General features: G+C 41.9%; 33 protein-coding genes. 27 read left to right on the top strand and 6 right to left on the bottom strand.

What is annotated here, in order from left to right:
• Positions 1 to 204: 204 nt before the first annotated feature.
• Both GC097_RS25195 and GC097_RS25190 read left to right on the top strand, forming a co-directional pair.
• Positions 205 to 462, top strand: a complete 258-nt coding sequence (locus GC097_RS25195) for a hypothetical protein (protein WP_171686043.1) — start codon at positions 205 to 207, stop codon at positions 460 to 462.
• Positions 463 to 671: 209 nt separating this feature from the next.
• Entirely contained in the window at positions 672 to 1,091 is a 420-nt protein-coding gene (locus tag GC097_RS25190) for a hypothetical protein (protein WP_171686042.1), read from the top strand.
• Positions 1,092 to 1,181: 90 nt separating this feature from the next.
• On the opposite strand, the gene GC097_RS25185 is transcribed toward GC097_RS25190, so the two are convergent.
• From GC097_RS25185 to GC097_RS25175, 3 genes are all read right to left on the bottom strand, one after another.
• The gene (locus tag GC097_RS25185; RefSeq protein ID WP_171686041.1) at positions 1,182 to 1,415 is read right to left on the bottom strand and encodes a hypothetical protein; all 234 of its coding nucleotides are present in this window, start codon (positions 1,413 to 1,415) and stop codon (positions 1,182 to 1,184) included.
• A gap of 98 nt (positions 1,416 to 1,513) precedes the next feature.
• Positions 1,514 to 2,164, bottom strand: coding sequence for a DUF1796 family putative cysteine peptidase (locus tag GC097_RS25180; protein WP_171686040.1), 651 nt, complete (start codon positions 2,162 to 2,164; stop codon positions 1,514 to 1,516).
• A 150-nt stretch (positions 2,165 to 2,314) separates the two neighbouring features.
• Complete coding sequence (locus GC097_RS25175; protein WP_171686039.1) at positions 2,315 to 2,464, bottom strand: hypothetical protein; 150 nt, start codon at positions 2,462 to 2,464, stop codon at positions 2,315 to 2,317.
• A gap of 187 nt (positions 2,465 to 2,651) precedes the next feature.
• Here GC097_RS25175 and GC097_RS25170 point away from each other — a divergent pair, with 187 nt between their 5' ends.
• The 8 genes from GC097_RS25170 to GC097_RS25135 all read left to right on the top strand — a co-directional run bounded on the left by GC097_RS25170 (position 2,652) and on the right by GC097_RS25135 (position 7,844).
• Entirely contained in the window at positions 2,652 to 2,804 is a 153-nt protein-coding gene (locus tag GC097_RS25170; RefSeq protein WP_171686038.1) for a hypothetical protein, read from the top strand.
• Entirely contained in the window at positions 2,788 to 3,018 is a 231-nt protein-coding gene (locus GC097_RS25165; RefSeq protein ID WP_171686037.1) for a hypothetical protein, read from the top strand. Before GC097_RS25170 ends, GC097_RS25165 begins: the two co-directional genes overlap by 17 nt.
• Before the next feature lie 776 nt (positions 3,019 to 3,794).
• Entirely contained in the window at positions 3,795 to 4,160 is a 366-nt protein-coding gene (locus GC097_RS25160; RefSeq protein WP_376768429.1) for a DUF1304 domain-containing protein, read from the top strand.
• Positions 4,161 to 4,179: 19 nt separating this feature from the next.
• Positions 4,180 to 5,178, top strand: coding sequence for a copper amine oxidase N-terminal domain-containing protein (locus GC097_RS25155; protein ID WP_171686035.1), 999 nt, complete (start codon positions 4,180 to 4,182; stop codon positions 5,176 to 5,178).
• Between the two features lie 218 nt (positions 5,179 to 5,396).
• Positions 5,397 to 5,930, top strand: a complete 534-nt coding sequence (locus GC097_RS25150; RefSeq protein WP_171686034.1) for a TlpA disulfide reductase family protein — start codon at positions 5,397 to 5,399, stop codon at positions 5,928 to 5,930.
• A gap of 300 nt (positions 5,931 to 6,230) precedes the next feature.
• Positions 6,231 to 6,746: a GNAT family N-acetyltransferase gene (locus tag GC097_RS25145; protein WP_246294444.1), complete on the top strand. Its 516-nt coding sequence runs from the start codon at positions 6,231 to 6,233 to the stop codon at positions 6,744 to 6,746.
• A 135-nt stretch (positions 6,747 to 6,881) separates the two neighbouring features.
• Positions 6,882 to 7,223, top strand: a complete 342-nt coding sequence (locus GC097_RS25140; protein ID WP_171686033.1) for a PsbP-related protein — start codon at positions 6,882 to 6,884, stop codon at positions 7,221 to 7,223.
• Between the two features lie 240 nt (positions 7,224 to 7,463).
• The gene (locus GC097_RS25135; RefSeq protein ID WP_171686032.1) at positions 7,464 to 7,844 is read left to right on the top strand and encodes a hypothetical protein; all 381 of its coding nucleotides are present in this window, start codon (positions 7,464 to 7,466) and stop codon (positions 7,842 to 7,844) included.
• Positions 7,845 to 8,012: 168 nt separating this feature from the next.
• On the opposite strand, the gene GC097_RS25130 is transcribed toward GC097_RS25135, so the two are convergent.
• Together GC097_RS25130 and GC097_RS25125 are read right to left on the bottom strand one after the other, a co-directional pair.
• Positions 8,013 to 9,113 (bottom strand): DUF4236 domain-containing protein, encoded by a 1,101-nt coding sequence (locus GC097_RS25130; RefSeq protein WP_171686031.1) that lies wholly within the window; start codon positions 9,111 to 9,113, stop codon positions 8,013 to 8,015.
• A gap of 517 nt (positions 9,114 to 9,630) precedes the next feature.
• A complete protein-coding gene (locus GC097_RS25125) occupies positions 9,631 to 10,209 on the bottom strand; it encodes a hypothetical protein (protein ID WP_171686030.1) in 579 nt (192 codons plus the stop codon).
• A gap of 252 nt (positions 10,210 to 10,461) precedes the next feature.
• On the opposite strand from GC097_RS25125, the gene GC097_RS25120 reads away from it, so the two are divergent.
• From GC097_RS25120 to coaD, 6 genes are all read left to right on the top strand, one after another.
• The gene (locus tag GC097_RS25120) at positions 10,462 to 10,989 is read left to right on the top strand and encodes a GIY-YIG nuclease family protein (protein ID WP_376768422.1); all 528 of its coding nucleotides are present in this window, start codon (positions 10,462 to 10,464) and stop codon (positions 10,987 to 10,989) included.
• 54 nt (positions 10,990 to 11,043) lie between these two features.
• Entirely contained in the window at positions 11,044 to 11,754 is a 711-nt protein-coding gene (locus tag GC097_RS25115; RefSeq protein ID WP_171686028.1) for a stalk domain-containing protein, read from the top strand.
• A 970-nt stretch (positions 11,755 to 12,724) separates the two neighbouring features.
• On the top strand, positions 12,725 to 12,952 hold the full coding sequence (locus GC097_RS25110; protein WP_171686027.1) for an NUDIX domain-containing protein: 228 nt from the start codon (positions 12,725 to 12,727) through the stop codon (positions 12,950 to 12,952).
• A 102-nt stretch (positions 12,953 to 13,054) separates the two neighbouring features.
• A complete protein-coding gene (locus tag GC097_RS25105) occupies positions 13,055 to 13,444 on the top strand; it encodes a WapI family immunity protein (protein WP_171686026.1) in 390 nt (129 codons plus the stop codon).
• Between the two features lie 464 nt (positions 13,445 to 13,908).
• Positions 13,909 to 14,469, top strand: a complete 561-nt coding sequence (gene rsmD, locus GC097_RS25100) for a 16S rRNA (guanine(966)-N(2))-methyltransferase RsmD (protein WP_171686025.1) — start codon at positions 13,909 to 13,911, stop codon at positions 14,467 to 14,469.
• Positions 14,470 to 14,493: 24 nt separating this feature from the next.
• Positions 14,494 to 14,994: a pantetheine-phosphate adenylyltransferase gene (gene coaD / locus GC097_RS25095; RefSeq protein WP_171686024.1), complete on the top strand. Its 501-nt coding sequence runs from the start codon at positions 14,494 to 14,496 to the stop codon at positions 14,992 to 14,994.
• A 31-nt stretch (positions 14,995 to 15,025) separates the two neighbouring features.
• Here coaD and GC097_RS25090 read toward each other — a convergent pair whose 3' ends face one another.
• Entirely contained in the window at positions 15,026 to 16,300 is a 1,275-nt protein-coding gene (locus GC097_RS25090) for a nucleoside recognition domain-containing protein (protein ID WP_171686023.1), read from the bottom strand.
• 129 nt (positions 16,301 to 16,429) lie between these two features.
• On the opposite strand from GC097_RS25090, the gene GC097_RS25085 reads away from it, so the two are divergent.
• The 11 genes from GC097_RS25085 to rnc all read left to right on the top strand — a co-directional run bounded on the left by GC097_RS25085 (position 16,430) and on the right by rnc (position 25,209).
• Positions 16,430 to 17,554, top strand: coding sequence for a SepM family pheromone-processing serine protease (locus GC097_RS25085; RefSeq protein ID WP_171686022.1), 1,125 nt, complete (start codon positions 16,430 to 16,432; stop codon positions 17,552 to 17,554).
• A gap of 32 nt (positions 17,555 to 17,586) precedes the next feature.
• The gene (locus tag GC097_RS25080; RefSeq protein ID WP_246294443.1) at positions 17,587 to 18,153 is read left to right on the top strand and encodes a YceD family protein; all 567 of its coding nucleotides are present in this window, start codon (positions 17,587 to 17,589) and stop codon (positions 18,151 to 18,153) included.
• 38 nt (positions 18,154 to 18,191) lie between these two features.
• On the top strand, positions 18,192 to 18,365 hold the full coding sequence (rpmF, locus tag GC097_RS25075) for a 50S ribosomal protein L32 (protein WP_029195321.1): 174 nt from the start codon (positions 18,192 to 18,194) through the stop codon (positions 18,363 to 18,365).
• A gap of 119 nt (positions 18,366 to 18,484) precedes the next feature.
• Positions 18,485 to 19,099 carry a transcription factor FapR gene (fapR, locus tag GC097_RS25070; RefSeq protein ID WP_171686021.1) on the top strand — a complete coding sequence of 205 codons (615 nt, stop codon included), beginning with the start codon at positions 18,485 to 18,487 and terminating at the stop codon, positions 19,097 to 19,099.
• Complete coding sequence (gene plsX, locus GC097_RS25065) at positions 19,083 to 20,087, top strand: phosphate acyltransferase PlsX (protein ID WP_171686020.1); 1,005 nt, start codon at positions 19,083 to 19,085, stop codon at positions 20,085 to 20,087. The genes fapR and plsX overlap by 17 nt, the downstream gene beginning before the upstream one ends.
• Complete coding sequence (locus GC097_RS25060) at positions 20,084 to 21,070, top strand: beta-ketoacyl-ACP synthase III (RefSeq protein WP_216625882.1); 987 nt, start codon at positions 20,084 to 20,086, stop codon at positions 21,068 to 21,070. The genes plsX and GC097_RS25060 overlap by 4 nt, the downstream gene beginning before the upstream one ends.
• A 48-nt stretch (positions 21,071 to 21,118) precedes the next feature.
• Complete coding sequence (gene fabD, locus GC097_RS25055) at positions 21,119 to 22,072, top strand: ACP S-malonyltransferase (protein WP_171686019.1); 954 nt, start codon at positions 21,119 to 21,121, stop codon at positions 22,070 to 22,072.
• Positions 22,059 to 22,799, top strand: a complete 741-nt coding sequence (gene fabG / locus GC097_RS25050) for a 3-oxoacyl-[acyl-carrier-protein] reductase (RefSeq protein WP_171686369.1) — start codon at positions 22,059 to 22,061, stop codon at positions 22,797 to 22,799. Before fabD ends, fabG begins: the two co-directional genes overlap by 14 nt.
• Before the next feature lie 84 nt (positions 22,800 to 22,883).
• Entirely contained in the window at positions 22,884 to 23,117 is a 234-nt protein-coding gene (gene acpP, locus GC097_RS25045) for an acyl carrier protein (protein WP_028558238.1), read from the top strand.
• 94 nt (positions 23,118 to 23,211) lie between these two features.
• The gene (fabF, locus tag GC097_RS25040; RefSeq protein ID WP_171686018.1) at positions 23,212 to 24,447 is read left to right on the top strand and encodes a beta-ketoacyl-ACP synthase II; all 1,236 of its coding nucleotides are present in this window, start codon (positions 23,212 to 23,214) and stop codon (positions 24,445 to 24,447) included.
• 60 nt (positions 24,448 to 24,507) lie between these two features.
• Complete coding sequence (rnc, locus tag GC097_RS25035) at positions 24,508 to 25,209, top strand: ribonuclease III (protein ID WP_171686368.1); 702 nt, start codon at positions 24,508 to 24,510, stop codon at positions 25,207 to 25,209.
• The last annotated feature ends 39 nt before the right edge of the window (positions 25,210 to 25,248 follow it).

The following is a 25,248-nucleotide window of genomic DNA, read 5'->3' as shown; positions in this document are numbered from 1 at the left end:
GCGAAAAAAAGAGAATATACGTTCTTATTTTCTTTTTTATAGTATATGAATTTTAGCGATTTAAGTCAAACGGCTCCGATGAGAAAACTTCTCGCGGCGCTTTTTTATTTCAATGGAAATTTCCTTTTTTAGGTAAGCGTTTAGAGCCAAGTCTCCGATCATCGCATTAAATGTAGAGAAACTTACAAAAAAGAGGTGATGACAATGGCTCAAGTAAAAGCAGCTCGTCAGCCTGATTTCATTTTGATTACTTGGAGAAGAGTGCGTCCAGGTGCTGCGCGCAGAATTACCGCCTCTCGTGTGATCGGAAATGCTTCGCCTTGTACGTTTACGCTAGCTCCTGGCAGATTGCTGATTAATGCGTTTAACTGCCTGTTGGATGCGGATATCGGTTTTAAGGTTGTATTTCAGAAAAATACGTCCAGCCTTACCGGCGTAGTGTTATTGCAGCGTAATCATTAAGTTATGGACTAGTTTTGGACTAATTTCAACCACCGTGAGGTGGTTATTTTTTTAAGTAAGCAGGTAGCTCAGCGACTTGACTTGGATTGGCATATTTAGGCTTGTTTCAAATGGAACTAATTATATACTCCTAATTAGCATCATTAGAACAGAATAAGGTGATAAACTTGACAAGGTCATATCTTTTTTTCATATCAATTGTTGCTATAATGGGACTGACAGCATGCAATCCATCAAGCAGCCTGGTTGAAGATAAAACTAACGGAACTTCTGTTACTGAAGCCCCGGCCCAGCCCAGCTCCACACCACAGAATTTAATTGTTGAGAAACGCAAGTCCGTAGAGGAACTAATGGATTTTCTCACAAAGAATGTAGCTGAAGTAGAGAAATACAAACAAATGATAGAGTCCAATAAATCCAAAGTCGTATTCTTTAACGATGGTTTATTAATTATCCCTGAGAGAACGGGAAAGTACTATGATATATATATTGGCGAGAGTCTTACCGATCATATTGTTAGGTGGCACACTTTTTATGTAAGTGAGGATATGAAAGAAATTCTTGTTGATGATGTAATCACGGGTGACAATGTAACTTTGGATGAGTGGCGAAAACGAGGAGCTCAATAGTAGAATTACAGGCTGAACCGAAATAAAAAAACGCCACATCTGGGCGTTTTTTTTTGAGAAAGGATGACATCCTCTTCACTGTGAAGATTGCTATTCACACGGCTCATCAATGATGCGGTGATGCCAATGAGGGGGACCGCCATGACCGCCATGTCCTCCGTGCCATCCCCCATGCCAATGACCGCCCTGCCAACCATGGTGATAGTAAGGGTGGTAAGGTGTCGGCACTGGAATCGGGTAAGGAGTAGCAACTGAATATGGTGTTACTACGGGATATGGCGTTGCAACAGGATATTGAGGATAAGGATAATTGGTATATGCCATTTAAGAATCTCCTCCAAAGTTCAAGTTGATACCATACTGTATGTGCCATTGAAACCAATGGATGCTTGCCTATTCATAAATGGGCTTGAAATGACCTTTTAACGTATTCTAATGCCATTTAAAATATAATCCCACGCATTCGTATTATTTGTACTAGGGATTTGAACAGAACAGACATGATCTAAACCCCAATCTATTTCAATGACCCGTGGCAAGTTTGCAACAGGGTTGATGATAAGTACTCTGAAATCACCATGCATACATTTTTTCAAAACAGATTGCAATTCGACGGTTTGGTCGTAAGTTGCAAGGAGTCTGACGAAAAGTGCGGATTTAGATTTCTCTGATTCTTCTAAAAACCGATGAATACGCATATTCAATTTTTCTTTATAAGAGTGATAGGTTGAATGCCAATATTGATTGGGAATTACAGGAAAGTCATGAACTGAAGTTACATTATAGAGCATGTCTTTAATAAAATAGGTTGGCATTTTCTGAACAACGACTGTAAATTCATCGACATACTGTGAACTGCCTTCAATTTGTTGCATATTGGACAGATCCATAAATCCCCTGAATTTATTAGCTAAGAGCCTATTTACATCGGTCAGAGAGTTAGAAACGACCCAATCCAAGGGCATTGAAAATTTTCTTAAATGGTATCTCCTGAGATGACCGGCCGGATCACAATTTTGACCCAAGCTAGCAATTAAATCAAAGGTTGTTTTATTGAGTTCTTGTAAGTTCATGCAAATCACCCTCCACCGGCTCTTCTAATATTAGATTCAGATGGAGTGGAAAAGGGTTGGATAGTTGAACTGGTATGAGCAGGGATATTTTTAAAGGTGCAAAAGCAAAAGCCCGGAAGTTTGTCCAGGCTTTGTTATGTGGATCAAACGCTAATCAGCTGTGTTCACATCTGATGTGTCCGTGTCCGCCTTTGTCGCAGCTTCTTTCACATACTCACTTTGGTCGCTCCCCCAAACATAATCGTAATTCGTAATGTCTGGTTTATAGTCAGATTCGTAAGTTTCGTTTTTCTCATCCATATATCTACACATCCTTTACAGTATAGTTTGAAGGGAAAGAGAGAGGAGTCCCTTCCCTTCAAATCCCAATAGCCAGCTTAAGATCTAAGGTGTACCATTATTATGGGAGATGAGGAAAATGTTTATTCCTCCAATGTAACTTTCAATACAGTAAAATTAATGAACCCATTGACGAGGGGATGACATCATGGAATATCGTGTAGTACATAAGGAGACAGGTGAAGAGAGGACACTGACCCATAAGGAAGTTAATGACATGGCCTATGACGCTGCTGACCGTATCCTAGTGTTCGATACCAATATGGAGGCGTACTATTTACTAGATGATGTACAAGAGTAGTGAGTTATCAAGGATTATTGGATTCCACCGTAAACATCAGCGAGTGCCTTCCATGCAGCAGGTGGAGGAAGCGTACCGGGAAGCGAAGGCCGGGGGCGTTGATGGAGCATTGCGTCTGTTGGATTGGAAACGGCATTGCTTTTATGTGAAAGATGATTTTGAAAGGGAAGTCATGGAAAGAGTGTTTGTTTATTGCCGTGATATGATTGAATGAAGAAGAGACTGGTTTCAAAAGTAACCATGATGAAGCTGCGGGGCAGATCCCGAACGAGCCCGTGGAGGATTAGCTTCCCTCAGCTTCATTGACAGGCAAAGTTGTGGGAACTACAGGGCTCTATTTGAGCTAAATGGGCTGCTTGTTGGCTGCAAACGGAACAGCAGGGTCTTATTCGCCCCGAAAAACTCCCATTCTGCCAGAATGCGTAAAATAAGGGATCATAGTTCCCACTAACTTGCGAAAGTGTCGACTTTTTGAAAAATAGGGGATCATAGTTCCCACTCGGGTAATACATAGAATAACATCCGAGATAGGACCCATATAAAAAACAAAAAGCCTCGTTGGGAAAAATCCCGCGGGGCTTTTGTTATCGTTTGTTAACCGTTTGAAATTACATCATCAATGCGATTAATTCTGTTTCTTCTTTTTTCTGCTGCTATGATTCGGTTTGTTATCTTTTTGATCTTTTAAGTGATTTTCTTGCTGTTGGTTGTTTGTTGACATCCTATTAGCCCACCTTTTAGAGTCATTTTGAAGCACTAATATTGTGTGCAATTAAAGGGGGCACCTATACAATGAATTCCTCGAATACCGGCAGTCACATTGATTTTCTTGCAGACTGGGTTATTCCAAGCTCTAGCTGGCAAACCGTTCTGAAGACTCCGCTGGATCGCCTAAAATTGGTTTGATCGTAGTCCTTGGAAATAGTACAATAGGATGGTTATTACCATAAAATTTCATAACGATAATTGTGAATCGGGAAAGGTGGACATCTGATGATCGCTGTTTATATAGGGGCTGGTTTAATTGGGTTGCTGCACGTGTATATTTTGTGCCTGGAGATGTTTCTGTGGACCACACCAAGAGGGCTTAAGGCATTCGGCTTGACGCAGGAATTCGCGAATGCTTCCCGCTCATTGGCCGGCAATCAAGGCTTATACAACGGGTTTCTAGCTGCGGGGATTTTCTGGGGGCTTTTGTATCCCGATCAGACCGTGAGCAAGCATATTTTGATTTTCTTCTTGTTATGCGTGCTGGTCGCCGGACTATACGGAAGCTTGACGGCTAAACGTTCGATCCTTTTTGTGCAGGCGGTTCCGGCGTTCGTGGTGCTGGCTGTCGTTTGGTTCGTGATGTAACCGGTAGGTGGATTCATGAATGGGAAAGAAACATAAAAGGGGAATATTTTGTATGAGAAAATCTTCGAAATTTTTATTGAGCTTAATCATTGCAACCTTGCTAGTATCTCCTTCTAAGTCTTTTGCATCTGAGGAGCCAGTAAGTGTTTTCATCAATGGAGTTCAAATGAATTTCAATCAAATGCCAATAGTTGATGAAGGAACGACACTTGTCCAATTACGCCCAATATTTGAGGCGATAGGACTCATAATTGGATGGGATGAAAACACACAAACAATTACTGGAACGGCTCAAGGGAAAAAGATTGTTTTAAAGATCGGTGACACCAATGCAATTGTTAATGAGAAAAATACTGTATTAGAAAAGGCTGCAAGAATTATCAATGGAGATACTTTTGTTCCACTTCGATTTATAGGTGAAAGTTGCGATGGGGTTGTAACGTGGGACGAGAAAACAAATCGTGTAAACATTGCCATGGATAAAATAATTACTCCCGCAAACCCCTTTAAAGAATATTCCTGGGGCACTTCAATTGAAACAATAAAATCCAAAAACAGTAATTTAGAATTGCTAGTTGATTTTGATTATGTAGTAGCCTATGAGAATTATTCATTGTTTGGCTTATCTGCAACCGTGTACTTTCACTTTAAAGAAGGGAAACTGTGGCAGATTGCCTATAGGATTCCTGACAAGGAATCATCTTTTGAGTACTTCACAAAATTAAGACAGGAATTAGGACGAGCTTATGGCAATCCTAAGTCAGAAGGATCAGCATATACGAGTGAGAAAGCAAGCAAGACAATCATTGAACAATTAAAAGGGAAGAGTGAGGATGAAGCCGATGAAATCATTTATAATGGAATCACTAATGGTGATATGTTTATAGGGGCAGATTGGGAGAAAGATGATTCCACTGTTAATATGATGCTTAGTAACAGTGGAACAACGAAGAAGAATAAGACATTCATAGATATTTCAATTAAAAAGAATGGTATAGAATTTACTGGTTCTGAATAAATTAAAAGCCGCACTTTAGCGGCTTTTTTTATTTCATTCATTAAACCATCCTAACCAGAAAAATATCAGAGGATTTGCAGAATAGCCTATTTCTTGTAGGATAGGTTTTTGTTTCGTTATCTTTCATCCGATATATTCAATTGTTTACCAAAATATGTTACGATGTTCAGGTATTACGATTTTCAACAATTCAAATAGAGGCTTTTCAGGGGGAACATTTGAGTAAAAAAGTAGTGTCGTTAGTTATTTTAGTTGGTTTTATTATTATCGTATCTTACACATTGATTAATTATTTTTCAGTTAAACCCGTTGATTATATACTGTCGGATAGGTACGACCGAAACATGATTGATTTTAGTTTAAAGGATGTAGACGGTCAATCACACGATATAACTGGAAACAGTGGTAAACCTAAATTAATTAATTTTTGGACTTCATGGTGTAAATACTGTAAAGAAGAAGCGGAAGAGCTAAATAAGCTATATTCAAAATATAGTAGCGAAATTGATTTTGTATCAGTAAATGTAACAACTAGTGATAATGTAGAAGACGCTCAGAAATTCATTAGAAAATATCATATAGGTTTCCCTGTTTTGTATGATGACAAGGGTACGGTTTCATCTCAATATCGTGTTATGGGGATACCTACGAATTATTTTGTTCGAAAAGATGGCACAATCTTAGCAGTAACAGAGGATATTAATTTTAAAAATGCGGATGATTTAATTAAAAAATTAATCGGAACTGAATAGCAAATTAATGCAAGTAATTAAATTTAAATGGAGCTGCCGAAAATGCGGCTCTTTTTGTCGTACATTTGCCACCAATGATTGAAAGGATCATTTATAAGAACTCAGAAGCACTGGCGTGCTGTTAAAGAGGCTGGGCTGAACTTACTTGTGTCAATGTTGAATCCGCTAATCATTGAACTAACGAATAGGAGAGTTTAACAATAGTTGTTCTCTACCAGCCTAATCCTAAATAGTTTGTTATCATGTTAGATAGTTAGGCAATTATTTGGGTTCATCTTAATACTTGGGAGGAAACACGTTATGAGTATACCTATTCAAATCCGTCCGATGACAAAGAATGATATTGATTTAATATATTTGGGGTTGTCTGGTCATGACATCAGCAAACCTCGTGATTATGTTACGAGATGCTGGGAAGAGAACCAAAGTATAGAAAGAGCTACACTATTAGCGTTTTATGGGAGTGAGTTTTCTGGATGGGGACATGTAGTGTATAAATCAAAATATCCTCATTTTGTTGAAAACGGCATACCTGAAATTCAAAACTTTGATGTCATCCCGCCTTATAGGAAACGTGGTATCGGAAGTATATTAATTGAGGCTCTTGAAGAAAATGCTTTCTCTAACTCGAATACTATTGGGATTGGATTTGGGCTATATGCTGACTATGGAACTGCACAAAGGCTTTACATAAAGCGGGGGTTCATCCCCGATGGTAGAGGAATAATATACAATAACATGCCTGTCGAGCCTGGAAGTCAAGTTCGTGTAGATGATGATTTGGTCTTGTTTCTGACAAAATCGAAATGGAAGTAAGGATTTCCGGGATGGGCGGATTGAGATAAAAGTTTCCAAGTTACGCTTCCATCAACATGGGTTAGAAATGATAACTTTATAACTAAAATTAATCCATTATTTATAGTAGGTGCAGTTAATAATTCAAAGGTACCTATGCAGTTTTTTGGTGTAATTAGTGAGCCTAAAGGCAGTTACTCAGATGGTTTTAATGTAAGTGATTATACAGAATTAATAATTGAACAAATGAATGAAGCTGAAGTAATTGAAAATCTTAAAGTAATTTCTCAAAAGGAACTAACTATCGATGGCCATCCAGCCAGAGAGGTTCAAATAACAGGATTAATAGGTAAAATTAATGCTGTTTATCTTCTTACTTTTGTAGAAACGAAGACTAGTTTTTATCAATTGAATTTTTGGACAGGTGCAAAAAGCATAGAAGATATACAGGCTGATTTAACTAAAATAGCGAGTACATTTAAGGAACTTAGAAAGTAGAGTTACAAGCACTGAGGACTATCTCAGTGTTTTTTTTATGCCAAATTTACAATTAGGAGGTGGGTGATATTTAATGCCAGGAGCACGCAGTCCTGACCTCGATTACGGTTGATACGGGAAAATGGATCAAGTTAATTTCCCAGAACAGGTACTATAAAAAGATATGACTGTGAATTTTCACGAATGTATCCTAAACTAAAGCCTAATGATGAGTGATTATTCAGGGACAGGTGATGGTATATGTTTGTATTTATTGTTGTCATTCTGATTGTATTTGTTTTAGTTGTTGCTGGAATAAGTAAAACAGTAACAAGAAGACGAAACAAAGTAGTTATTGTGTCCGCTGAACTCATTGTTTCGGTTGGCCTTCCAATCTTACTATTTAACCTTTATGAGAAATGGTTTCCGGATTATTATAGTCATGGATTCTTAGCAGGCATGGGTGCACTAGTGGCTGCTACAGTGATGTTAATTGCAAATTTAGTACTTTTATGCCCGATACTAAATGTTTTATCTGAAAAATATGCAGATGACTTTGGTAAAATCACCATTTTCCAAATCGCACCAATTATTATGCTTTCTGCTTTCGGGCAATTTTGCATTATGTTTTTACTGGATTAAGAGAGTGAAGTAGCCGAAAAAAGAAGAATAATTCGGAGGGTGTCGGGTTATCGAGGAAAGTGGTATATTTTACGGGGTGAAATAAAAGCTGCCAACTATCTGTAGGCAGCTTGAGGGTCTTTTGTAGTACAACAAGTTCATAAAAACTTGATTATTAACAAAAGATTATTAGTTCATTTGAATCTTTTCAACAGGTTTAAAGCCTGCTGTTTTTAAGAACTTCATGTTGTGTTTAAAATTTTGCATGGAGTCCGAACAATCAATGGTTTCAAAATTGAGTCTATTCAACGATGTGCGCTCAATTTTAACAGAAAGAATAGTTACTTGATCAGTATGGCCAGTGGTGGTGTTCAACTGTGTGTCCATTGCATGTATGTATATGTGATCAAATGGTAAGATTGCAAACATATCCCGTGATATTCGTAGTACACAGCTACATACATAATCTTGATATATGTCAAAATAGCTGGTTTTTGTCATTTGTTTTACGGAAAGCTTTCCAGTTTGTGTAAGACTCTTTGATTCCTTTGGGATTACATTTTCTGATTGAACATCGAATTCAACTTCTAAAATGGAGGGGTTGTGAATGATGAACTCAAATCCACTTCCGAAATCGCTTAAATCATCTAAAGGGGACATTTCTTCAATAACATTTAAAAATTCATCAGTATCTCCTGAAGTGATTTTACTAGCCAGGGCTACGAGTTCTTTCCAACTTGTATAGTCATCTTGGTCTTCCTTAGCAGCTTGAACAATCTTTTCCTGAAGCTGAGTACGTTTTTTCTCGTCAGATTTGATTAACTTTTGAAAGAAGTTTGGCTTGAAATTTTCTAATTCGAGTATCTTTGCTTTTTCTTTTGGTCCTTTTTCCCCTTGATTAAATGGTGGAGTAGATTGCCTGATTTCTTCCCAGTTAATACTATCGTCACACTCTTTATGAATTGATTTAATCATTTCAATTTGGTTTTCAAATAGTTCAACCTCATGTTTGGCTTGTTGAAGTTCTTCTGATTTTTTCATTTCTTTCTGTAAACGAACCAAGTCATTTTTTCTTTTATATGCGTGGGATCTGTAACTACGCCTGCTTCCACCACCGACAGAGTATGATAATCCAGTACCCGGGAGACTGACCGTTGCTCTACTACCTGTCCTGGAATTAATACTATATCTTAATCCTCGGCCACCAAAACTCAATCCCATGCTTCTGCTACCTAAGTTAAAACGGACTCCAGGTGCAATTTTAATACTCTTTCTAAAACCAAACCCCATAAACTAACCCTCCGTTATTTTATTAATGATAATTATGAAATAATATAATTAAATGGTTCTATCAATATTTTGTGGAAAAAGTTAGAAAAATCTTTACTAAGTAGGATGAGCATATTATACCATCGTACCTAGGTCTAGAGATACAAAATATTACTTTAGAGGTCGAATTTAGTAGGATCATCTAATACAAAATAGGTCGGTGCTTCCATGTCGTGGCATGCTTTACGAAGATAATTACTGATTTAGAAATTAGGTTAAGAGATTAACAGAATTATTTGCGGTTAGTACCTGAAATTTTATTAGATAAAAGAATAGCATTATTGGACTAATCATGGATATAGTGAGAACTGTAAGATATAAATTCAAACATTAATACAGCAGACCTATTCCGTTTGGGATAAGTTTATTTAGTCTTACTCTGTAAACAGATTAAATAAAAAAGCCGATGCACTATTTGCACGGCTAAACTGAAAAAGACGTATTATAAACTTCCTTATACCTTTGCACAATTTCTTTGTTAGAAAGTCACACCAACGAAGAATTGGGGTTGAGCTAACTGATCTTGTATGGCTGAAATTTGCTGTAACGTTTGAGTATGTTTTATCTCATTCTCTAAAAGATTAATTGCTTCCTTTAGATTATCGGCACGTTTATTGCTTAATGCTGTCTTCATCCAGTTTAAATAAACTGGGACCCAATAAGTTTTTGGGATTACTGATTCTGCTTCTAATCTTAAAAATAAATTTTTTCTTTTATTCGGATATTCCTTAAGGAATTGTGCGTTATCAGCTTTTTTCATAGATAGACTTGTTCGATTTACAATAAATATTAATAATAAACACAAAATATATAGTACCCCAGGGATTTTATAGAAATTTGATTCTTCAATTTCTAAAGTGAATTCAAGTGATGCTGCAAAAGTTAACATAGACAAAATAATAATCAAAGTAATATTTCCGCCGCAACCAATTTGTATTGGCTTCCTTAAAACCTTATGTACTTTGTTATCTAGGTCTGTCATTTGCTGAATTAAATTGAGAGTAAGATCAATGTTTTTGATTAACTCTGGTTTATAATTTTCTATTCGTTCGTTCATGGTGGAATTCAGTCTCCTATGTATGAATTTGGAAGTGTTTTTATTATAATCGATGTCGTATGAAACTTCCACAAGAAGCGTTGCGGGGAAACGATTGAATAAGAAGACATTGAGTGGCGTGAGCCTGTTCCTAGTGGGATAGGTTTTTTGTGTAAATTTCATCAAATAAATTACCAATATGTGGTACGATAATATTGCGTGTTCGACTATGAATTCTTAGATTTGAGGTTAATTGGAAATCGCTTAAAAATTATGAAGAAAAGAGTGAAATCCAAAATGATACAAAACACTATTAACCATCTAACATGTAACATATTTAATCCTCGAATTGATGATCCCAAACTATTACCGAACACTAAAGGACTTTATTTAATAACAGTAAATTCCTTGGAGTGTCTTCCAGAAAACATGAAAACACTTGAATTTGATTATTTGTGCAGCAGACCAATTATTTATATTGGTATTTCAAACAAGAAGCTTAGAGCTAGAGATTTTCGGAATCATTTTAACGGGAATACACGAGGATCCACTTTAAGAAAGAGCTTAGGATCACTGATGTTATTTACAAAAATGAGAGAAGAAAAAGACGACAATAAATATAAATTTATTAAGTCTGACGAGGATAATCTGTCTTCTTGGATGAAGGAAAACTTATACTTATATTATTGTACTCTAGAGAATCCAGATGAAATTGAAAAAAAATTAATAGACCAATACAATCCTCCGCTAAATCTTAAGGACAATAATAATAAGGTAAATCAGGAGTATAGACAGAACTAAAGGGATTAAGAAAATTATAGAATTAAAAAATTAAGATAGAATAGGAAGATTAATTTGAAATTTTTGAAAACTACTTTTATATCCTCAATTACTTTAGCTTTTATTCTTGGAGGTTCGCTGGGTGCAAAGGCAGACTCAGTATTAGAGTCGATTTCAGCATATCTAGATCACAGTGTCAAAATAAAATTGTATGGAATAGATTTTGTATTGAAGGATTCAGAAGGAAATAAATTAGAGGCAATAAACTATAATGGAAGCACATATTTACCACTAAGATCAGTGGCAGAAGCTGCTGGTATGCCTGTGAAGTGGGATGAGGATAATAGGACAGCTTCTTTAGGAATTGAATCAAGACAACTTAATAATTACACGGATACAAGTTTTGTTGATATTAATATTAGTGGTGAATGGCGTCCTTCTTACATAACTGATGTTAAGAAAATATATAGTAACTCATATATGGGCGTTTTATTTGAGACATCTCCAACTGACAATAAAAATTTCAAGGATATTATCTCAATGAAAACCCAAGAAATTAAAAAGCATTCAAAAATTATTGAAATTAAGGAGATGAATGTAGGAGATTTAAAAGGGACTTTTATTGATTATGAAGAACCGGATTCTCGCAGTAAGGTGATTTTCTTAGAAAGCAATAATTCGAAAGAATATTTCACAGTAGAAGTATTTATTTCAAAAAATAAATATAGTGATGCCAATAAAGATGCTTTTGATAAAGTTATTTCTACTTTCCGAAAGCAGAAATAGAAATATGAATTTTACAGGTAGGTCGAAAACAAGAATGATAATAGCTTTTGCGTTTATATTGATATTTTTGGTGATTAGTTATTTTTATTATTTAAATCAACAACAAAGTTATGAGCACAGAGCTTTGAATTATATGAAGGAATTTGATACTAAGCAATCCTATACATATTTAGGAAAGTCTGATGAGGATTGTAAAATGATTCAAGGATGTAGAGTTGAGGTATACATTGAAGGGAAAGTAACTTGGAGAAAAAGTAACTGTTTTATTTCTTAACGGCAGACTCGCTCCGTTTGCTAGTGCTCAGAAAACGCAATAAAGTAGCTACTATTTTTTTTGGGGGCTCTAAGATGCCAAATACAGATGGGTCAAAACTTAATCTGCTACAGCTTGGGAAATACGCTGAAAACAAGCAAACCCGAATATGGAGTTAACATTTCTCAAAAAAATTATAATATTCTCAAAATGCTTGCCTTCAACGAAGTGATTGAAGACTTTGTTTAACTGAGAACATTTCGAACGATTTTGTCATACATGTGCCATCTTATTATGAAAAAGTTCAAATTACCAAAGTTGAACAATATAACGGTCATCGAGGAGGAATTAAATTCAAAGGTTTTATAGATTAATGTATGGAAGAAATGCTGAATAAAAAGAAGGACGCGCGAACGTCCTCCTAAGATCCCGGAACACTCTGGTGAGATCATGTTTGCCGTGGCCAGGATTATGCGAACACACGATCCTATATCTATTACAAAGTTAATGAAGAGTTGTTGCTTAAACATGAACTTGCATAGATAGAAGGTATCCTGGAATCCAAATCAAAGTATCGAAAGATCATTCAAGCTGGCATTGCTCGCTCGATTAAAGATTTTCAGGATGGTCGGATCGAGATCGGTTGAGGATCTGAAGAGCTGATTGAGAAACGCAGCAAAAAATATAGTAAATTCATCAGCTTGTTAAAATGAAACAATGATCGATGCCGAGGCTGTATTTATTAATGAAAGGAAAATTTTAATAGCTCAAAGAAAATCATCAGATAAACTCGCAGGGAAATGGGAATTTCCAGGAGAAAAGTTGGAGCTAGGCGAATCCTTAGAAGAATGCTTAAAACGAAAAACGAATGAAGAGTTTGGGATTGGAGTGAAAGTCGAAGAATTTTTTTCTACGCATTCTGGTGTACTTGGACCTCTGGAGTAATGATACCAGTAGAGCGTGACGATACAATTGCAGAAATGATCAATTATGATTTTGCCAAGTGGATGTTTCTTTTGTAGAAAAACTAAAAGTAGGGATTGAATTATGAATGAAATAATTCTTAGAAGAGACTCTAGCAATTATTTAAAACTATGTTTGGATGAGGAGTTCCGTAAATTTGGTAAGTTATTAGTAGAAGTAAAAGTTGGGGGTTACTTTTGTAGAGGCTTAGTGTGGTTTACTTTCGGCGAGATTCATTTTTTTCTTGAGCAAGTCAGTAACATGTATGATGAAATGAAGGGAACAGCAAAACTGACTGACTCTGAGTCTAATTTAGATATAGTTTTTTCTTTTAACAAGCGGGGATATGTTGTAGTTAATGGGCGTTACAAGGAAAGCTATGATCAAAATAATGAGCTCATTTTTGCTTTGGAAGTAGCTCAACCACAGCTGAATGACTTTATTCTAGATCTCAAAGTTGAACTAGCTAAATAAACATCTTTCATCCTGTCCTCGACAGGATCTTTTTAGTACAGAAAAACATTATGACCTACTACGATTGTTTTGGCTTGAAGAAGATAATGTTTACTTCAATCAGAAAGTTTTCGTCTCCAAACCGTCCCCAATAAGGAAAATATGTAGCTGTGCTATAGTTAAAAACACCCCTGTTATACACAAATAAACCCTTATACCATAAGGGTTTCAGAAAACCGTCCTATAAAATTAATACGACGGCCCTTTTACAGGCCGTCTCATGGGAGAGGAGAAACCGGACGAAGAGCTTATGGGGAAACGTAAGTCTTCTCCGCGGTTGTCTACGACATTCTCTGATGTCGATAGTTCAAGGATGACCGTTTTACAGGAAAATTATACATGGCAGACACAAAATTTTTGTGTCAGAATAGTGCTTGTGGTACGATAGCAAAAGAATGAGCCAGCCAGAAGGGAAATAACGCAAGATGAGAGTGATTTCAGGCACTGCCAAAGGCAGGTCGCTAAGGGCGGTACCCGGTATCAGCACGCGACCGACAACGGATAAAGTGAAAGAAGCGATCTTCAGTATGATCGGCCCGTATTTTGACGGAGGACAGGTACTCGATCTTTTCGCAGGAACCGGCGGACTGGGCATCGAGGCTCTGAGCCGCGGAATGGATAAAGCGGTCTTCATTGATATCGAGAAGAAAAGCATCGACACGATCCAGCATAATTTGCAAGCGGCCGGTCTCAAAGATCAGGCTGAGATTTACAGGACAGATGCCGCTCGGGCACTGAAAGCATTGGCTAAGAGGCAGCAGCAGTTCCAACTTGTTTTTCTAGACCCTCCATATAAATTGAAAGTGATTGTGGAGCTGATAAGCAGTATGGAAGCGCACACCATCGTCGATGCGAATACCACGATTGTTGTGGAACACGATGCGAAGGATGTTCTGGAAGATGTTATTGGCGGATTTAGACAACAGAGAAGAGCCGACTACGGAGATACCGCTGTAACGATTTATAAGCAGTCCGTGGATGAATAGGCGATTGAAGGAGAGGACATCAGGATGAAACAAGAACACGGCAGTACCGTAGCCGTATACCCGGGAAGCTTTGACCCGGTGACATATGGCCACCTTGATATTATACATAGAGCAGCGAAGGTGTTCGATAAGCTCATTGTTGCAGTACTTAATAACACGTCCAAAAACCCTCTGTTCACTTTGGAAGAAAGAATAGAGCTTATCCGCAAAGTCACGAAGGATCTGCCGAATGTAGAAGTAGACGGGTTTCGAGACTTAATGGTAAATTATATGAAATCCCGAAATGTGCGCCTCATTGTGCGCGGTCTTCGGGCCGTTTCTGATTTTGAATATGAACTGCAGATGGCGTCCACGAATCACAAACTTAACTCGGATGTGGAGACTTTCTTCATGACATCGAAGCCCCAGTATTCCTACTTGAGCTCCAGCATCGTCAAAGAAATCGCTCGCTTTCATGGGCCTGTTGTGGATTTAGTTCCTCCTGAAGTGGAAGAAGCGCTGCAAAAAAAATATCCGTTAACTTAGAAGCCGGCTTTGAAACCGCCTTTGAAACCGCCTAATGAGCTCTTTTTCGGAAAATGCTTACGAAGCTTGAGACGATCAGCAGGGCGAAAAGGAGAAGCAGGAATTGAACAAGGGTAACTCCCCATAGCCCCCAAACCGAACCGCCGTTCATCGGAGATGCGAATAGCGAGTTTGCGTTTGATGTTTGGTCCGTCCGAAGAAAGCTTGGTTCCGTATCCATTAGAAGGTACTGCATAGGTTTCCAGAACACAATGGTACAAACGAAGGAGAGCACGGCGTGCAGTAAGCGGGACTGGAAGAAAAAGCGGTATCGCGCCTCTGTTTTCTGATGAAATCCAATAACCTGTGCATGAGCGGACAAGCCTCCCCAGCCGAGAAACGCGCTAATGAGCGCCATTTGCGGAAGCAGGGAGAGCCCTTGGGCTTGACTCCAGGAATAGGCTCCGAGATGAATCTCCATCAACCCCATAATCCATTGTGGGGAGGTATCCGTATGGACATTGATGAAGCTGAGTAGGAAGGAAGTCAGCGGTTTAAGCGTATCCGTAAAACGGGTAATGGTAATGACATTAATCAATACGGAAAAAATCATCATATATCCGCCGATCACCATTAAGGTTTGAACGGAGGAAATGACGGCGTCGCCGAGGAGCTTGCCAAATGCGCGGCCATCGTGCAGGTAGGCTTGCCGCATGGTTGAGAGAGCAAGCTTCCAAATGGAGCCTGATAATTTAGGAGCTGCAGATTCGGGAGAAGCATCGGAAGGATGGCCGGTCGTTTTGGAAAATCTCATCAAAATCCCGGTGATGGCGGCTGTGACGTAATGGACAATGGCGAGAATAATGCCTAGCTTTGCGCTGTGCAGAAATCCGATCCCTACAACCATAACCAAAAATAAAGGACTGCACAGATGGGAAAGAGCTGTTAACCGTTCAGTCTCAAGTCCTGAGATGAGTTTTTTTTCACGGAGAGTGGCTGTAATTTTGGCCCCGCTAGGAAATCCTACAATAAGGCCTGAGGCTAACGCCCAACCGCTTACTCCGGGCAAACGGAATATAATTCTCATCAATGGGTCCAGCAGAACGCCCGTTCCTTGGATGACGCCAAATCCGATCAACAGCTCGGTCATAATCAGAAAAGGCAGCAGCGCCGGAAATACGAGTTTCCACCAAATCGTAAGTCCCTCAAGAGAAGACTGAAATGCTTTGTCTGGGAATAGGATGATAGACACGACTACAAGGGCGGTCAGAGCCCCCAGTACCAGCGTCATCAGTTTGAGCTTAGCGCTTGCTTGTGAAGGCTGCATGGTTTCACCTCATCCTTTAGCATGCTACATTTGTACGCAAAAGGGCAAAGGTTTAGACCAAGCCTTCGTTGGTTCGGCGGTAAGATCGTCATCACTTGCAGTAGGCAGGCATCGGGAAGGGGAGCCTATATGGAAAATGAAGAAGAGAATCGGATACGTTCGTGGTCCAATGATTCTTATCAATACCCGAGGAGATCGTCAACCAGGCGTTATTTAGCATCAGCGCTTGTCGGAATAGTTATTGTATATTTGTTGTTTTTTGTACGTTTGCCTTTCTTTATTTTCATGCCGGGAACGGCGGAAGAAATTAAACCGATGGTAACGATACCCAAAGGCTCGGATCCGGAAAAAGGAACGCTGATGCTCACAACGGTGCGTGTGGCCGATGCCAATATGGTCAATTATCTCATTGGTCTTGTTCATCCCTATGAAGAGATTCAGCCCAAAACGAGTGTTTTGCGCAAAGGCGAATCCGAGCAAGAATATTCACAGCGTCAAGAATATGTTATGCTTACCTCCCAAGCGAGTGCGATTCAAGCCGCGTATACGCATGCGAAGATTCCTTTTCATATCAATCATGAGGGAGTTATGGTGCTGCAAACCGTTCCTGGTCTATCGGGAGAGAAGGTGCTCAAGCCCGGCGATGTGCTGCTTAAGGCGGATGCCAAGGATGTGAAAGTATCTCAGGATTTGTTTAGCGCGCTCAAAGGGAAGAAAGCCGGGGATTCCATTACCATTACCTATGCCAGGAAAAAAGTGGAGCAGGAAGCGACACTGACGCTTGGAACCCTTCCTCAGCAGGAAGGAGCGAAAGGCGAGCCTCGTGCAGGAATTGGCGTCGTTCCGGCTGACATGCAGTCGGTCAAAGCAGATCAGACCGATCAGCAGGTCTCCATTAAGGCGGGCGAGATCGGAGGACCTTCAGCCGGTCTAATGTTTTCATTAGAAATCTATAATCAACTTGTACCAGAAGATATTACGAAGGGGTATCGTATCGCTGGAACAGGGACTATAGACGCAGATGGCACCGTGGGTCCGATCGGAGGCATTCAACATAAGATCATTGCCGCGGATCGGGAGAAAGCGGACTTTTTCTTTGCCCCCAAAGATGTGACATACAAGGACGGGACCCAAATTACGAATTATTCAGACGCTGTTCAAAGAGCCAATCAAATTAAGACGAAGATGAAAATTATTGAGATCGGCTCCATGGATGATGCCCTGAAGTTTCTAGCGGCACTGCCTCCGAAGTAAGATGCTTAGGAAGAGAGTAAATAGATTTATAATTGACAAAAGGTCATCAAAATGGATATAATAATCTTTGTTTGTTTGGGGTGAAAAACATGCAAATTCGTTTTAGAGAGCTAGCTCTTAAAGGGCACGCGGTCCATATGACGGAAGAAATGAATCTGACGTCTCCATTTGAAGGACGTCAAGATGTTCTTAGTCATGGTCCCATACGTGTCGATCTTCTTGCCACGCATGAAGATGGAGTAGCAAAAGTTAACGGAACGTTAACGCTAGACTTGGAGTTAAGCTGTTCACGATGCTTAACGCACACTAATCAAACAATCGAACTTCCTTTTGAGGAAGTCTTCATGCAAAAGCCAGAAGAAGAAGATCCAGATCTTGACGAGGACATTCATTTGGTCGTTGGAGATAAAGTCGATTTAGAGCCTTACGTTGTAGAAAATGTAGTGGTCGGTTTACCGTACATACCACTTTGTGACGAAGCGTGCAAAGGTCTCTGTCCCGTGTGTGGAGAAAATCGCAATCTCAAGGATTGCGGCTGTAAGCAGGAGAAGATTGATCCTAGACTTGCAGGTCTCGCGGACTTTTTTAACAAAGAATAAGGCAATTTCCGAAATTCAATGAAGGAGGTGTTTTGAATATGGCAGTACCTCAACGGAGAACATCCAAAACTCGTCGCGACAAGCGCCGTACTCACTTTAAATTGGAAGTTCCAGGCATGGTGAAATGTGAACAATGTGGAGAGCTGAAGCTGGCACACCGCGTGTGCAAGTCTTGCGGAACTTACAAAGGTAGAGAGATCGTAAAAGCATAAGATTAAACATAGTACTTCATCCTAGTGTGAGGTGCTATTTTTTTTGCTTTCTTTTTGGTTCTAAATTTAATATACTACAGTTTAGTATCTGGTAATAAGATGAGATCTCACGAGATAAGGTGGTGCTAGCCATCGAACGCCTTCCTAAACGACAAAGGCAGCAGCAATTGCTCCAAGCCATTGAAGCAAATCCTTTTATGACTGACGAGGAACTGATGCGAACGTTTCAGGTTAGCATCCAAACCGTCCGGTTAGACCGATTGGAGTTAGGTATTCCTGAACTGCGGGAACGCATGAAGCACATGGCGGTCAAAACGTACGATCAAGTGCGTTCACTGTCCATTGAAGAAGTCATTGGAGAAGTGATCGATTTACAACTGGATCAAAGCGGTATTTCGATTTTTGAAATTAAAGAAGATCATGTTTTCTCAAGAACCAAAATTGCAAGAGGACATCATATATTCTCACAAGCAAACTCCCTCGCCGTTGCCGTTATCGACGATCCGATCGCCTTGACAGCCTCAGCAGATATCCGGTTTATACGTTCTGTAAAGCTAGGAGAGAAATGTATCGCCAAAGCGTATGTGCGTTCCGTTTCCAAAGGGAAAGCAAGAGTTGAAGTGTCTTCCTATGTTGGCGATGAGGCTGTGTTCCGAGGTAATTTCGTGATCTTTCATTCGAAGAAAGAGCAACATCTAGAGAGGGAGGACAAGATGCATGCGGATCGCGATTGATGCCATGGGCGGCGATAATGCCCCTAAGATCGTAGTGGAAGGTGCACTTGCAGCGGCCAAAGAGTGGAAAGACGTACATATCATTTTGGTCGGCAACAGCGCCGCGATTGAAGCCCACCTCACAGAGAGGCCGGCAAATATAAGTATCCGTCATACGGAGGAAGTCATTGAAGCGGAAGACGAGCCTGTGAAAGCAGTCCGACGCAAGAAAGACGCCTCCATGGTAGTGGCGGGTAAATTAGTGCGAGAGAAAGAAGCGGAAGCGATGATTTCCGCGGGGAACACAGGGGCTTTGATGACGACAGGCTTGCTCGTCGTTGGTCGAATTCCGGGTATTGAGCGGCCTGCGCTGGCGCCTATGATTCCAACCATGGATGGCAACGGAGTGTTGGCGCTCGACTTGGGAGCGAACATGGATGCTACGCCGGAGCAATTGCTTCAATACGCGATTATGGGCAGTATTTACCGCTCCAAAGTACACGGTATTTCGAAGCCTCGCGTAGGCCTTTTGAACGTTGGAACCGAGGCGGCCAAAGGGAATGAATTAACGAAAACGGCATATCCTTTAATGGAGCAAGCACCGATACATTTTGTAGGGAATGTGGAATCATCCCAGGTGCTCCGCGCCAAATGCGATGTTATCGTATGTGACGGATTTGCCGGCAATATTATGCTGAAATCGCTCGAGGGAGCTGCGTCAACCATTTTTTCAGCATTGAAACAAGAGTTTACGAAATCAATATTCACCAAGCTTGCTGCGGCCGTCTTGAAGCCGGGTCTCACCCAATTCCGCAAAAAGCTGGATTATAACGAGCATGGGGCGGCGCCATTCTTGGGTATAGATGGATTGGTTCTGAAGAGTCATGGTTCCTCTGACGCAAATGCCATTAAAAATGCGGTTCGGCAAGCTAGAATAGCTTTGCAAAATGATTTGGTTGGCACGATATCTGCCGAAATAAGCCATGGGAAGAGAGATATAACAACATGAACCTAATACCTGTTGGGGTACTTGGTACAGGTAAATATGTACCTGATCGTATATTGACGAATCAAGAATTGGAAACAATGGTTGAGACGAACGATGAGTGGATCGTAACGAGAACGGGCATCCGTGAAAGAAGGATTGCGGCAGAGGCACAAGCAACTTCTGATCTTTGTTACGAAGCTTCTTTGATCGCGCTGGCCAACGCTGGCATTACAGCGGACCAACTGGATCTCATTATTGTGTCCACGATCACTCCGGATATGGCATTCCCATCAACGGCATGCATACTCCAAGAGAAGTTAGGAGCGAAGAAGGCAGCAGCATTTGATCTATCCGCAGCCTGCTCAGGATTCGTTTATGGACTGGCTAATGCTTCTAATTTCATTGCAACCGGAACTTATAAATACGCTCTTGTCATAGGTGCAGATTGTTTATCCAAGATAACAGACTATACAGACCGCAATACATGCATTCTGTTTGGCGATGGCGCGGGAGCTGTCGTGATTGGCGAAGTTCCGGAAGAAAGAGGATTCAAATCCTTCGAGCTTGGTGCTGACGGTACAGGCGGTCCGCTGCTCAAAATTGAAGGCGGAGGCTCGCGCAATCCTGCATCACAGACATCCATCGATCAACGTTTGCACTACATCTACATGGCTGGCGCCGAAGTTTTCAAATTCGCCGTACGGATTATGGGAAATGCAGCGGATGAAGCTTTGCGCAAAGCGGGTTGGGACAAAACGGATATCGACTTGCTGGTTCCGCATCAAGCCAATATGAGGATTATTCAAGCCTCCTTAAACCGTCTGGAATTGACAGAAGATAAATGCATGATTAATCTTGACAAATATGGGAATATGTCTGCCGCTTCCATCCCAGTAGCGCTTGCAGAAGCTGCCGAGCAAGGCAGATTGACGGAAGGCGACCGCTTAGTGCTTGTCGGCTTCGGCGGAGGTCTGACTTGGGGCGCGACCGCGATGGTGTGGTAGTCCATTCTTTGATTTAAAATCTATTGCCAAAGGGGAACCTATTCTCGTATGGGTAAAATTGCTTTTGTTTTTCCTGGCCAAGGCTCACAGACTGTGGGGATGGGTCATGATTTATACGCGAATCATCCGGCTGCCAAAGCCTATTTTGACCGCGCGGACGAGGCGCTGGGCTTTTCCTTGTCCGATCTGATCTTCCAAGGTCCGGAGGACCAATTGAAGATCACGTACCACACGCAGCCTGCGCTGCTGACAACAAGCATCGCCTGTCTGGAAGCTTTCAAGGCTGCAGGCATCACCCCGGACTATGTCGCTGGACATAGTCTCGGTGAATACAGCGCGCTCGTCGCAGCCGGCGTGCTCGCGTTCGAAGACGCGGTCCGCACGGTGCGGGCCCGCGGCGAGTTCATGGAACAGGCCGTCCCTGGCGGTCTGGGGGCGATGGCGGCCGTGCTCGGAGCCGAGCGCGAAGCGCTTGCGGAGCTGTGCAAGGCCATCACAAGCGGCGGCTCCGTCGTGGAGCTCGCCAATGTGAACTGCCCGGGACAGATCGTCGTATCGGGCAGTAAAGAAGGCGTTGCAGCTGCTGTTGAGCGCTGCAAGGAAGCCGGCGCGAAGCGTGCCATACCGCTCGAGGTGAGCGGGCCCTTTCACTCTTCGCTCATGAAGCCGGCTTCGGAGCGCCTCGCAGAGGTGCTCGCGTCCGTCGAGATGAGCGAGGCGGCCGTGCCCGTTGTTGCCAACGTAACGGCTCGCCCTGTCACAGCGCCAGCCGATATCCGCGGCTTGCTTGTAGAGCAGGTTTACTCCCCGGTACTGTGGGAGGACACGATTGCCTACTTGATCAGCGAAGGCGTGGATACGTTCATTGAGCTGGGATCAGGAACGGTGCTTGCCGGCCTTATCAAAAAGGTCGACAAAACGGTGAAAACCGTGTCGATCGGCAGCGAGGAAGCTTTGAATAAGTACTTGAAGGAGACTGATGACGATCATGCTAACAGGTAAAGTGGCACTGGTAACCGGGGCGTCCCGCGGGATCGGCCGGGCGATTGCTTTGCATTTGGCTGAGCATGGCGCCGATGTTGCGGTGAACTATGCAGGAAGTGAAGCGGCTGCCGGAGAAGTAGTAGCAGCGATTGAAGCAATGGGGCGCAAAGCCATCAAACTGCGTGCCGATGTAAGCAGCTATCAGGAATCTGAAGAATTAGTCAAGCAAACCATTGAAAAATTTGGTAAGATTGATATTCTTGTGAATAACGCAGGTATCACAAGAGACAATCTAATCATGCGAATGAAGGAAGAAGAGTTCGATCAAGTCATTGCAACGAATCTAAAGGGTGTGTTTAACTGTGTCAAAGCTGTTACCCGTCCTATGATGAAGCAAAGATCCGGTCGAATAATTAATATATCTTCTGTAGTCGGCGTGCTCGGAAACCCGGGTCAAGCCAACTATGTAGCAGCAAAAGCCGGTGTTATTGGGTTAACCAAGGCAACGGCGAAGGAGCTTTCCTCTCGGGGCATTACCGTGAATGCGGTGGCGCCTGGTTTTATCGAAACCGATATGACCGACAAATTGTCAGGCGAGACGCGGGAGCAAATGCTGAAGCAAATCCCATTGGAACGCCTTGGACAACCGGAGGAAATCGCGAAGGTTGTTCGCTTCCTGGCATCCGACGATGCATCCTACATGACAGGCCAAACACTCCATGTGGATGGCGGTATGTACATGTAAGATTCGCCAAAAAGAGAATCTCAAAATTGCCTACTGGCAATCTGTCAAAGATTCTCGTATAATACCAAAGAGGAGGTGAACCGGATGTCCGACGTATTGGATCGTGTTAAACGAATTGTAGTCGATCGTCTAGGGGTTGATGAAGCTGAAGTCACCCTCGAAGCATCTTTCAAAGAAGATCTTGGTGCTGATTCTCTCGATGTAGTTGAATTAGTAATGGAATTAGAAGATGAGTTCGATTTAGAAATTTCCGATGAAGATGCTGAGAAGATTACGACAGTAGGAGAAGTTACGAATTACATAAAATCTCATACGTAATAGTCTACAGAGTCCCGTTTCTAATCAAGACGGGACTTCTCTCCATTCTCAAATCAAATCAAAATGAAGATTCACTACATAGAAGGTGGTACAAATGAAAAGAGTTGTAATTACAGGTATGGGCGTAGTTACTGCCCTTGGTCAAGATTTGGATACGTTTTGGGGCAACTTGACGTCAGGCAAATCTGGTGTCAGCTTGATCGAGAATTTCGATGTAAGCGAATACCCAACGCGCATTGCAGCAGAAGTGAAAGATTTTAATATCGAGGATTATGTGGACCGCAAGGAATCCCGTCGGATGGACCGTTTCGTACAATTCGCAGTAGCAGGGGCGCTGAACGCTCTGAAAGACGCGAATTTGAACTTGAAGGAAGATACGGATCCAGAACGCGTGGGCGTCTCGGTCGGTTCTGGAATCGGCGGTTTGAACACATGGGAAGAACAGCATAGAATTCTTTTGGAAAAAGGTCCAAAACGCGTTTCTCCGTTCTTTATTCCGATGATGATCGCGAACATGGCTTCCGGCCATATCTCGATGGTTACCGGGGCTAAAGGTCCTAATTCCACGGCAGTTACGGCTTGTGCGACAGGGACGCATTCGATCGGAGATTCCTTTAAAATGATTCAACGCGGCGATGCGGACGTCATGATCTGTGGCGGAGCAGAAGCGACGATTACGCCGATTGGCGTGGCTGGGTTCTGCGCGCTGCGCGCGATGTCCACACGCAATGACGAGCCTCAACTGGCCAGCCGTCCATTTGATACGGACCGTGATGGCTTCGTTATGGGCGAAGGCGCAGGCGTTCTGATTTTGGAGTCGCTTGAGCATGCGGAGCAGCGTGGGGCACGCATCTATGCGGAAGTGATCGGTTACGGGATGAGCGGTGACGCCTACCACATGACAGATCCGGATCCGGATGGAGCAGCACGTTGTATGGTCAAAGCGATCAAAGATGCTGGCATTGCGCCGGAAACTATTTCCTATATCAATGCGCACGGAACATCGACGCCAGTTGGCGATAAGTCGGAAACGACAGCGATTAAGAAGGCGTTGGGCGACCATGCCTATAAAGTAGCCGTCTCTTCCACGAAATCGATGACAGGGCATTTGCTCGGCGCTGCGGGCGGCGTTGAAGCTGTCATCTGCGGTCTGACAATCTCCAATAGTTTGATTGCGCCAACGATTAACCTGGTTAATCAAGATCCGGAATGCGATTTGGATTATGTGCCTAACGTTGCCCGTCAAGCATCGGTAGACATCGCGATGTCCAATTCATTTGGATTTGGCGGTCACAATGCAACGATTATTATGAAAAGGTTCCAAGCATAATTTGCCTGCCTGGGAAGAAAGATAACGAAATAGCATTCTCTCTGGGTGGTGAATCAAGCAATGAACCGCAATATTAAGGAACTGCAGCAGCGAATAGGGATTACGTTTCGGAAATCAGAGCTGTTGAAGCAAGCTTTTACCCATTCTTCTTATGTCAATGAACACCGTATAGCGGGGCATAAAGATAACGAGCGTCTGGAATTTCTCGGAGATGCCGTGCTGGAGCTGACGGTTTCGGAATTTTTATATGATACATATCCCGGGCGTTCGGAAGGCGAGCTGACGAAGCTGCGAGCATCGATTGTTTGTGAACCGTCACTCGTTACGTTTGCTGAAGATTTGGATTTCGGCGCATTCGTCTTGCTTGGAAAAGGAGAAGAATTGACCGGAGGTCGTCATCGGCCTGCGCTCCTTGCGGACGTTTTTGAATCGTTCGTTGGAGCCCTGTATCTGGATCAAGGTATTGATGTTGTCAAAGGCTTTCTGAAGAAGCATGTATTTGCGAATATTTCCAGTGAAGGCAAGCTGCTCGTTATTGATTACAAGACTCAACTCCAAGAGCATACTCAGCACCACGGCATGGGTTCTCTGGAATACCGCATCGTGAATGAGCGGGGACCTGCTCATGAGCGTGAGTTTGTTGCTGAAGTACACATGGATGCCGACCTTTTAGGAACAGGAGCAGGACGTTCCAAGAAAGAAGCTGAGCAGCAGGCTGCTGCTCAGGCTTTGTTGAAATTGAATGTGACCGTACAGCGGTAAGTCATATAGCATAAAGAGGCAGCTGCGGCTGCCTTTTTT

The sequence above is a fragment of the Paenibacillus planticolens genome (assembly GCF_013141725.1).
Lineage (GTDB): Bacteria > Bacillota > Bacilli > Paenibacillales > NBRC-103111 > Paenibacillus_E > Paenibacillus_E planticolens.
The sequence above is the reverse complement of the archived record's forward strand: the minus strand, read 5'-3'. Positions and strand labels throughout refer to the sequence as shown.

Excerpts from the sequence above, each read along its gene's own strand:
- GC097_RS25195 (WP_171686043.1), top strand. The coding sequence starts at position 205 with ATGGCTCAAGTAAAAGCAGCTCGTCAGCCTGATTTCATTTTGATTACT.
- GC097_RS25190 (WP_171686042.1), top strand. The coding sequence starts at position 672 with ATGGGACTGACAGCATGCAATCCATCAAGCAGCCTGGTTGAAGATAAA.
- GC097_RS25185 (WP_171686041.1), bottom strand. The coding sequence starts at position 1,415 with ATGGCATATACCAATTATCCTTATCCTCAATATCCTGTTGCAACGCCA.
- GC097_RS25180 (WP_171686040.1), bottom strand. The coding sequence starts at position 2,164 with ATGAACTTACAAGAACTCAATAAAACAACCTTTGATTTAATTGCTAGC.
- GC097_RS25175 (WP_171686039.1), bottom strand. The coding sequence starts at position 2,464 with ATGGATGAGAAAAACGAAACTTACGAATCTGACTATAAACCAGACATT.
- GC097_RS25170 (WP_171686038.1), top strand. The coding sequence starts at position 2,652 with ATGGAATATCGTGTAGTACATAAGGAGACAGGTGAAGAGAGGACACTG.
- GC097_RS25165 (WP_171686037.1), top strand. The coding sequence starts at position 2,788 with ATGATGTACAAGAGTAGTGAGTTATCAAGGATTATTGGATTCCACCGT.
- GC097_RS25155 (WP_171686035.1), top strand. The coding sequence starts at position 4,180 with ATGGGAAAGAAACATAAAAGGGGAATATTTTGTATGAGAAAATCTTCG.
- GC097_RS25145 (WP_246294444.1), top strand. The coding sequence starts at position 6,231 with ATGAGTATACCTATTCAAATCCGTCCGATGACAAAGAATGATATTGAT.
- GC097_RS25140 (WP_171686033.1), top strand. The coding sequence starts at position 6,882 with ATGCAGTTTTTTGGTGTAATTAGTGAGCCTAAAGGCAGTTACTCAGAT.
- GC097_RS25135 (WP_171686032.1), top strand. The coding sequence starts at position 7,464 with ATGTTTGTATTTATTGTTGTCATTCTGATTGTATTTGTTTTAGTTGTT.
- GC097_RS25130 (WP_171686031.1), bottom strand. The coding sequence starts at position 9,113 with ATGGGGTTTGGTTTTAGAAAGAGTATTAAAATTGCACCTGGAGTCCGT.
- GC097_RS25125 (WP_171686030.1), bottom strand. The coding sequence starts at position 10,209 with ATGAACGAACGAATAGAAAATTATAAACCAGAGTTAATCAAAAACATT.
- GC097_RS25120 (WP_376768422.1), top strand. The coding sequence starts at position 10,462 with ATGAAGAAAAGAGTGAAATCCAAAATGATACAAAACACTATTAACCAT.
- GC097_RS25110 (WP_171686027.1), top strand. The coding sequence starts at position 12,725 with ATGATCGATGCCGAGGCTGTATTTATTAATGAAAGGAAAATTTTAATA.
- GC097_RS25105 (WP_171686026.1), top strand. The coding sequence starts at position 13,055 with ATGAATGAAATAATTCTTAGAAGAGACTCTAGCAATTATTTAAAACTA.
- rsmD (WP_171686025.1), top strand. The coding sequence starts at position 13,909 with ATGAGAGTGATTTCAGGCACTGCCAAAGGCAGGTCGCTAAGGGCGGTA.
- coaD (WP_171686024.1), top strand. The coding sequence starts at position 14,494 with ATGAAACAAGAACACGGCAGTACCGTAGCCGTATACCCGGGAAGCTTT.
- GC097_RS25090 (WP_171686023.1), bottom strand. The coding sequence starts at position 16,300 with ATGCAGCCTTCACAAGCAAGCGCTAAGCTCAAACTGATGACGCTGGTA.
- GC097_RS25085 (WP_171686022.1), top strand. The coding sequence starts at position 16,430 with ATGGAAAATGAAGAAGAGAATCGGATACGTTCGTGGTCCAATGATTCT.
- rpmF (WP_029195321.1), top strand. The coding sequence starts at position 18,192 with ATGGCAGTACCTCAACGGAGAACATCCAAAACTCGTCGCGACAAGCGC.
- plsX (WP_171686020.1), top strand. The coding sequence starts at position 19,083 with ATGCGGATCGCGATTGATGCCATGGGCGGCGATAATGCCCCTAAGATC.
- GC097_RS25060 (WP_216625882.1), top strand. The coding sequence starts at position 20,084 with ATGAACCTAATACCTGTTGGGGTACTTGGTACAGGTAAATATGTACCT.
- fabD (WP_171686019.1), top strand. The coding sequence starts at position 21,119 with ATGGGTAAAATTGCTTTTGTTTTTCCTGGCCAAGGCTCACAGACTGTG.
- fabG (WP_171686369.1), top strand. The coding sequence starts at position 22,059 with ATGCTAACAGGTAAAGTGGCACTGGTAACCGGGGCGTCCCGCGGGATC.
- acpP (WP_028558238.1), top strand. The coding sequence starts at position 22,884 with ATGTCCGACGTATTGGATCGTGTTAAACGAATTGTAGTCGATCGTCTA.
- fabF (WP_171686018.1), top strand. The coding sequence starts at position 23,212 with ATGAAAAGAGTTGTAATTACAGGTATGGGCGTAGTTACTGCCCTTGGT.
- rnc (WP_171686368.1), top strand. The coding sequence starts at position 24,508 with ATGAACCGCAATATTAAGGAACTGCAGCAGCGAATAGGGATTACGTTT.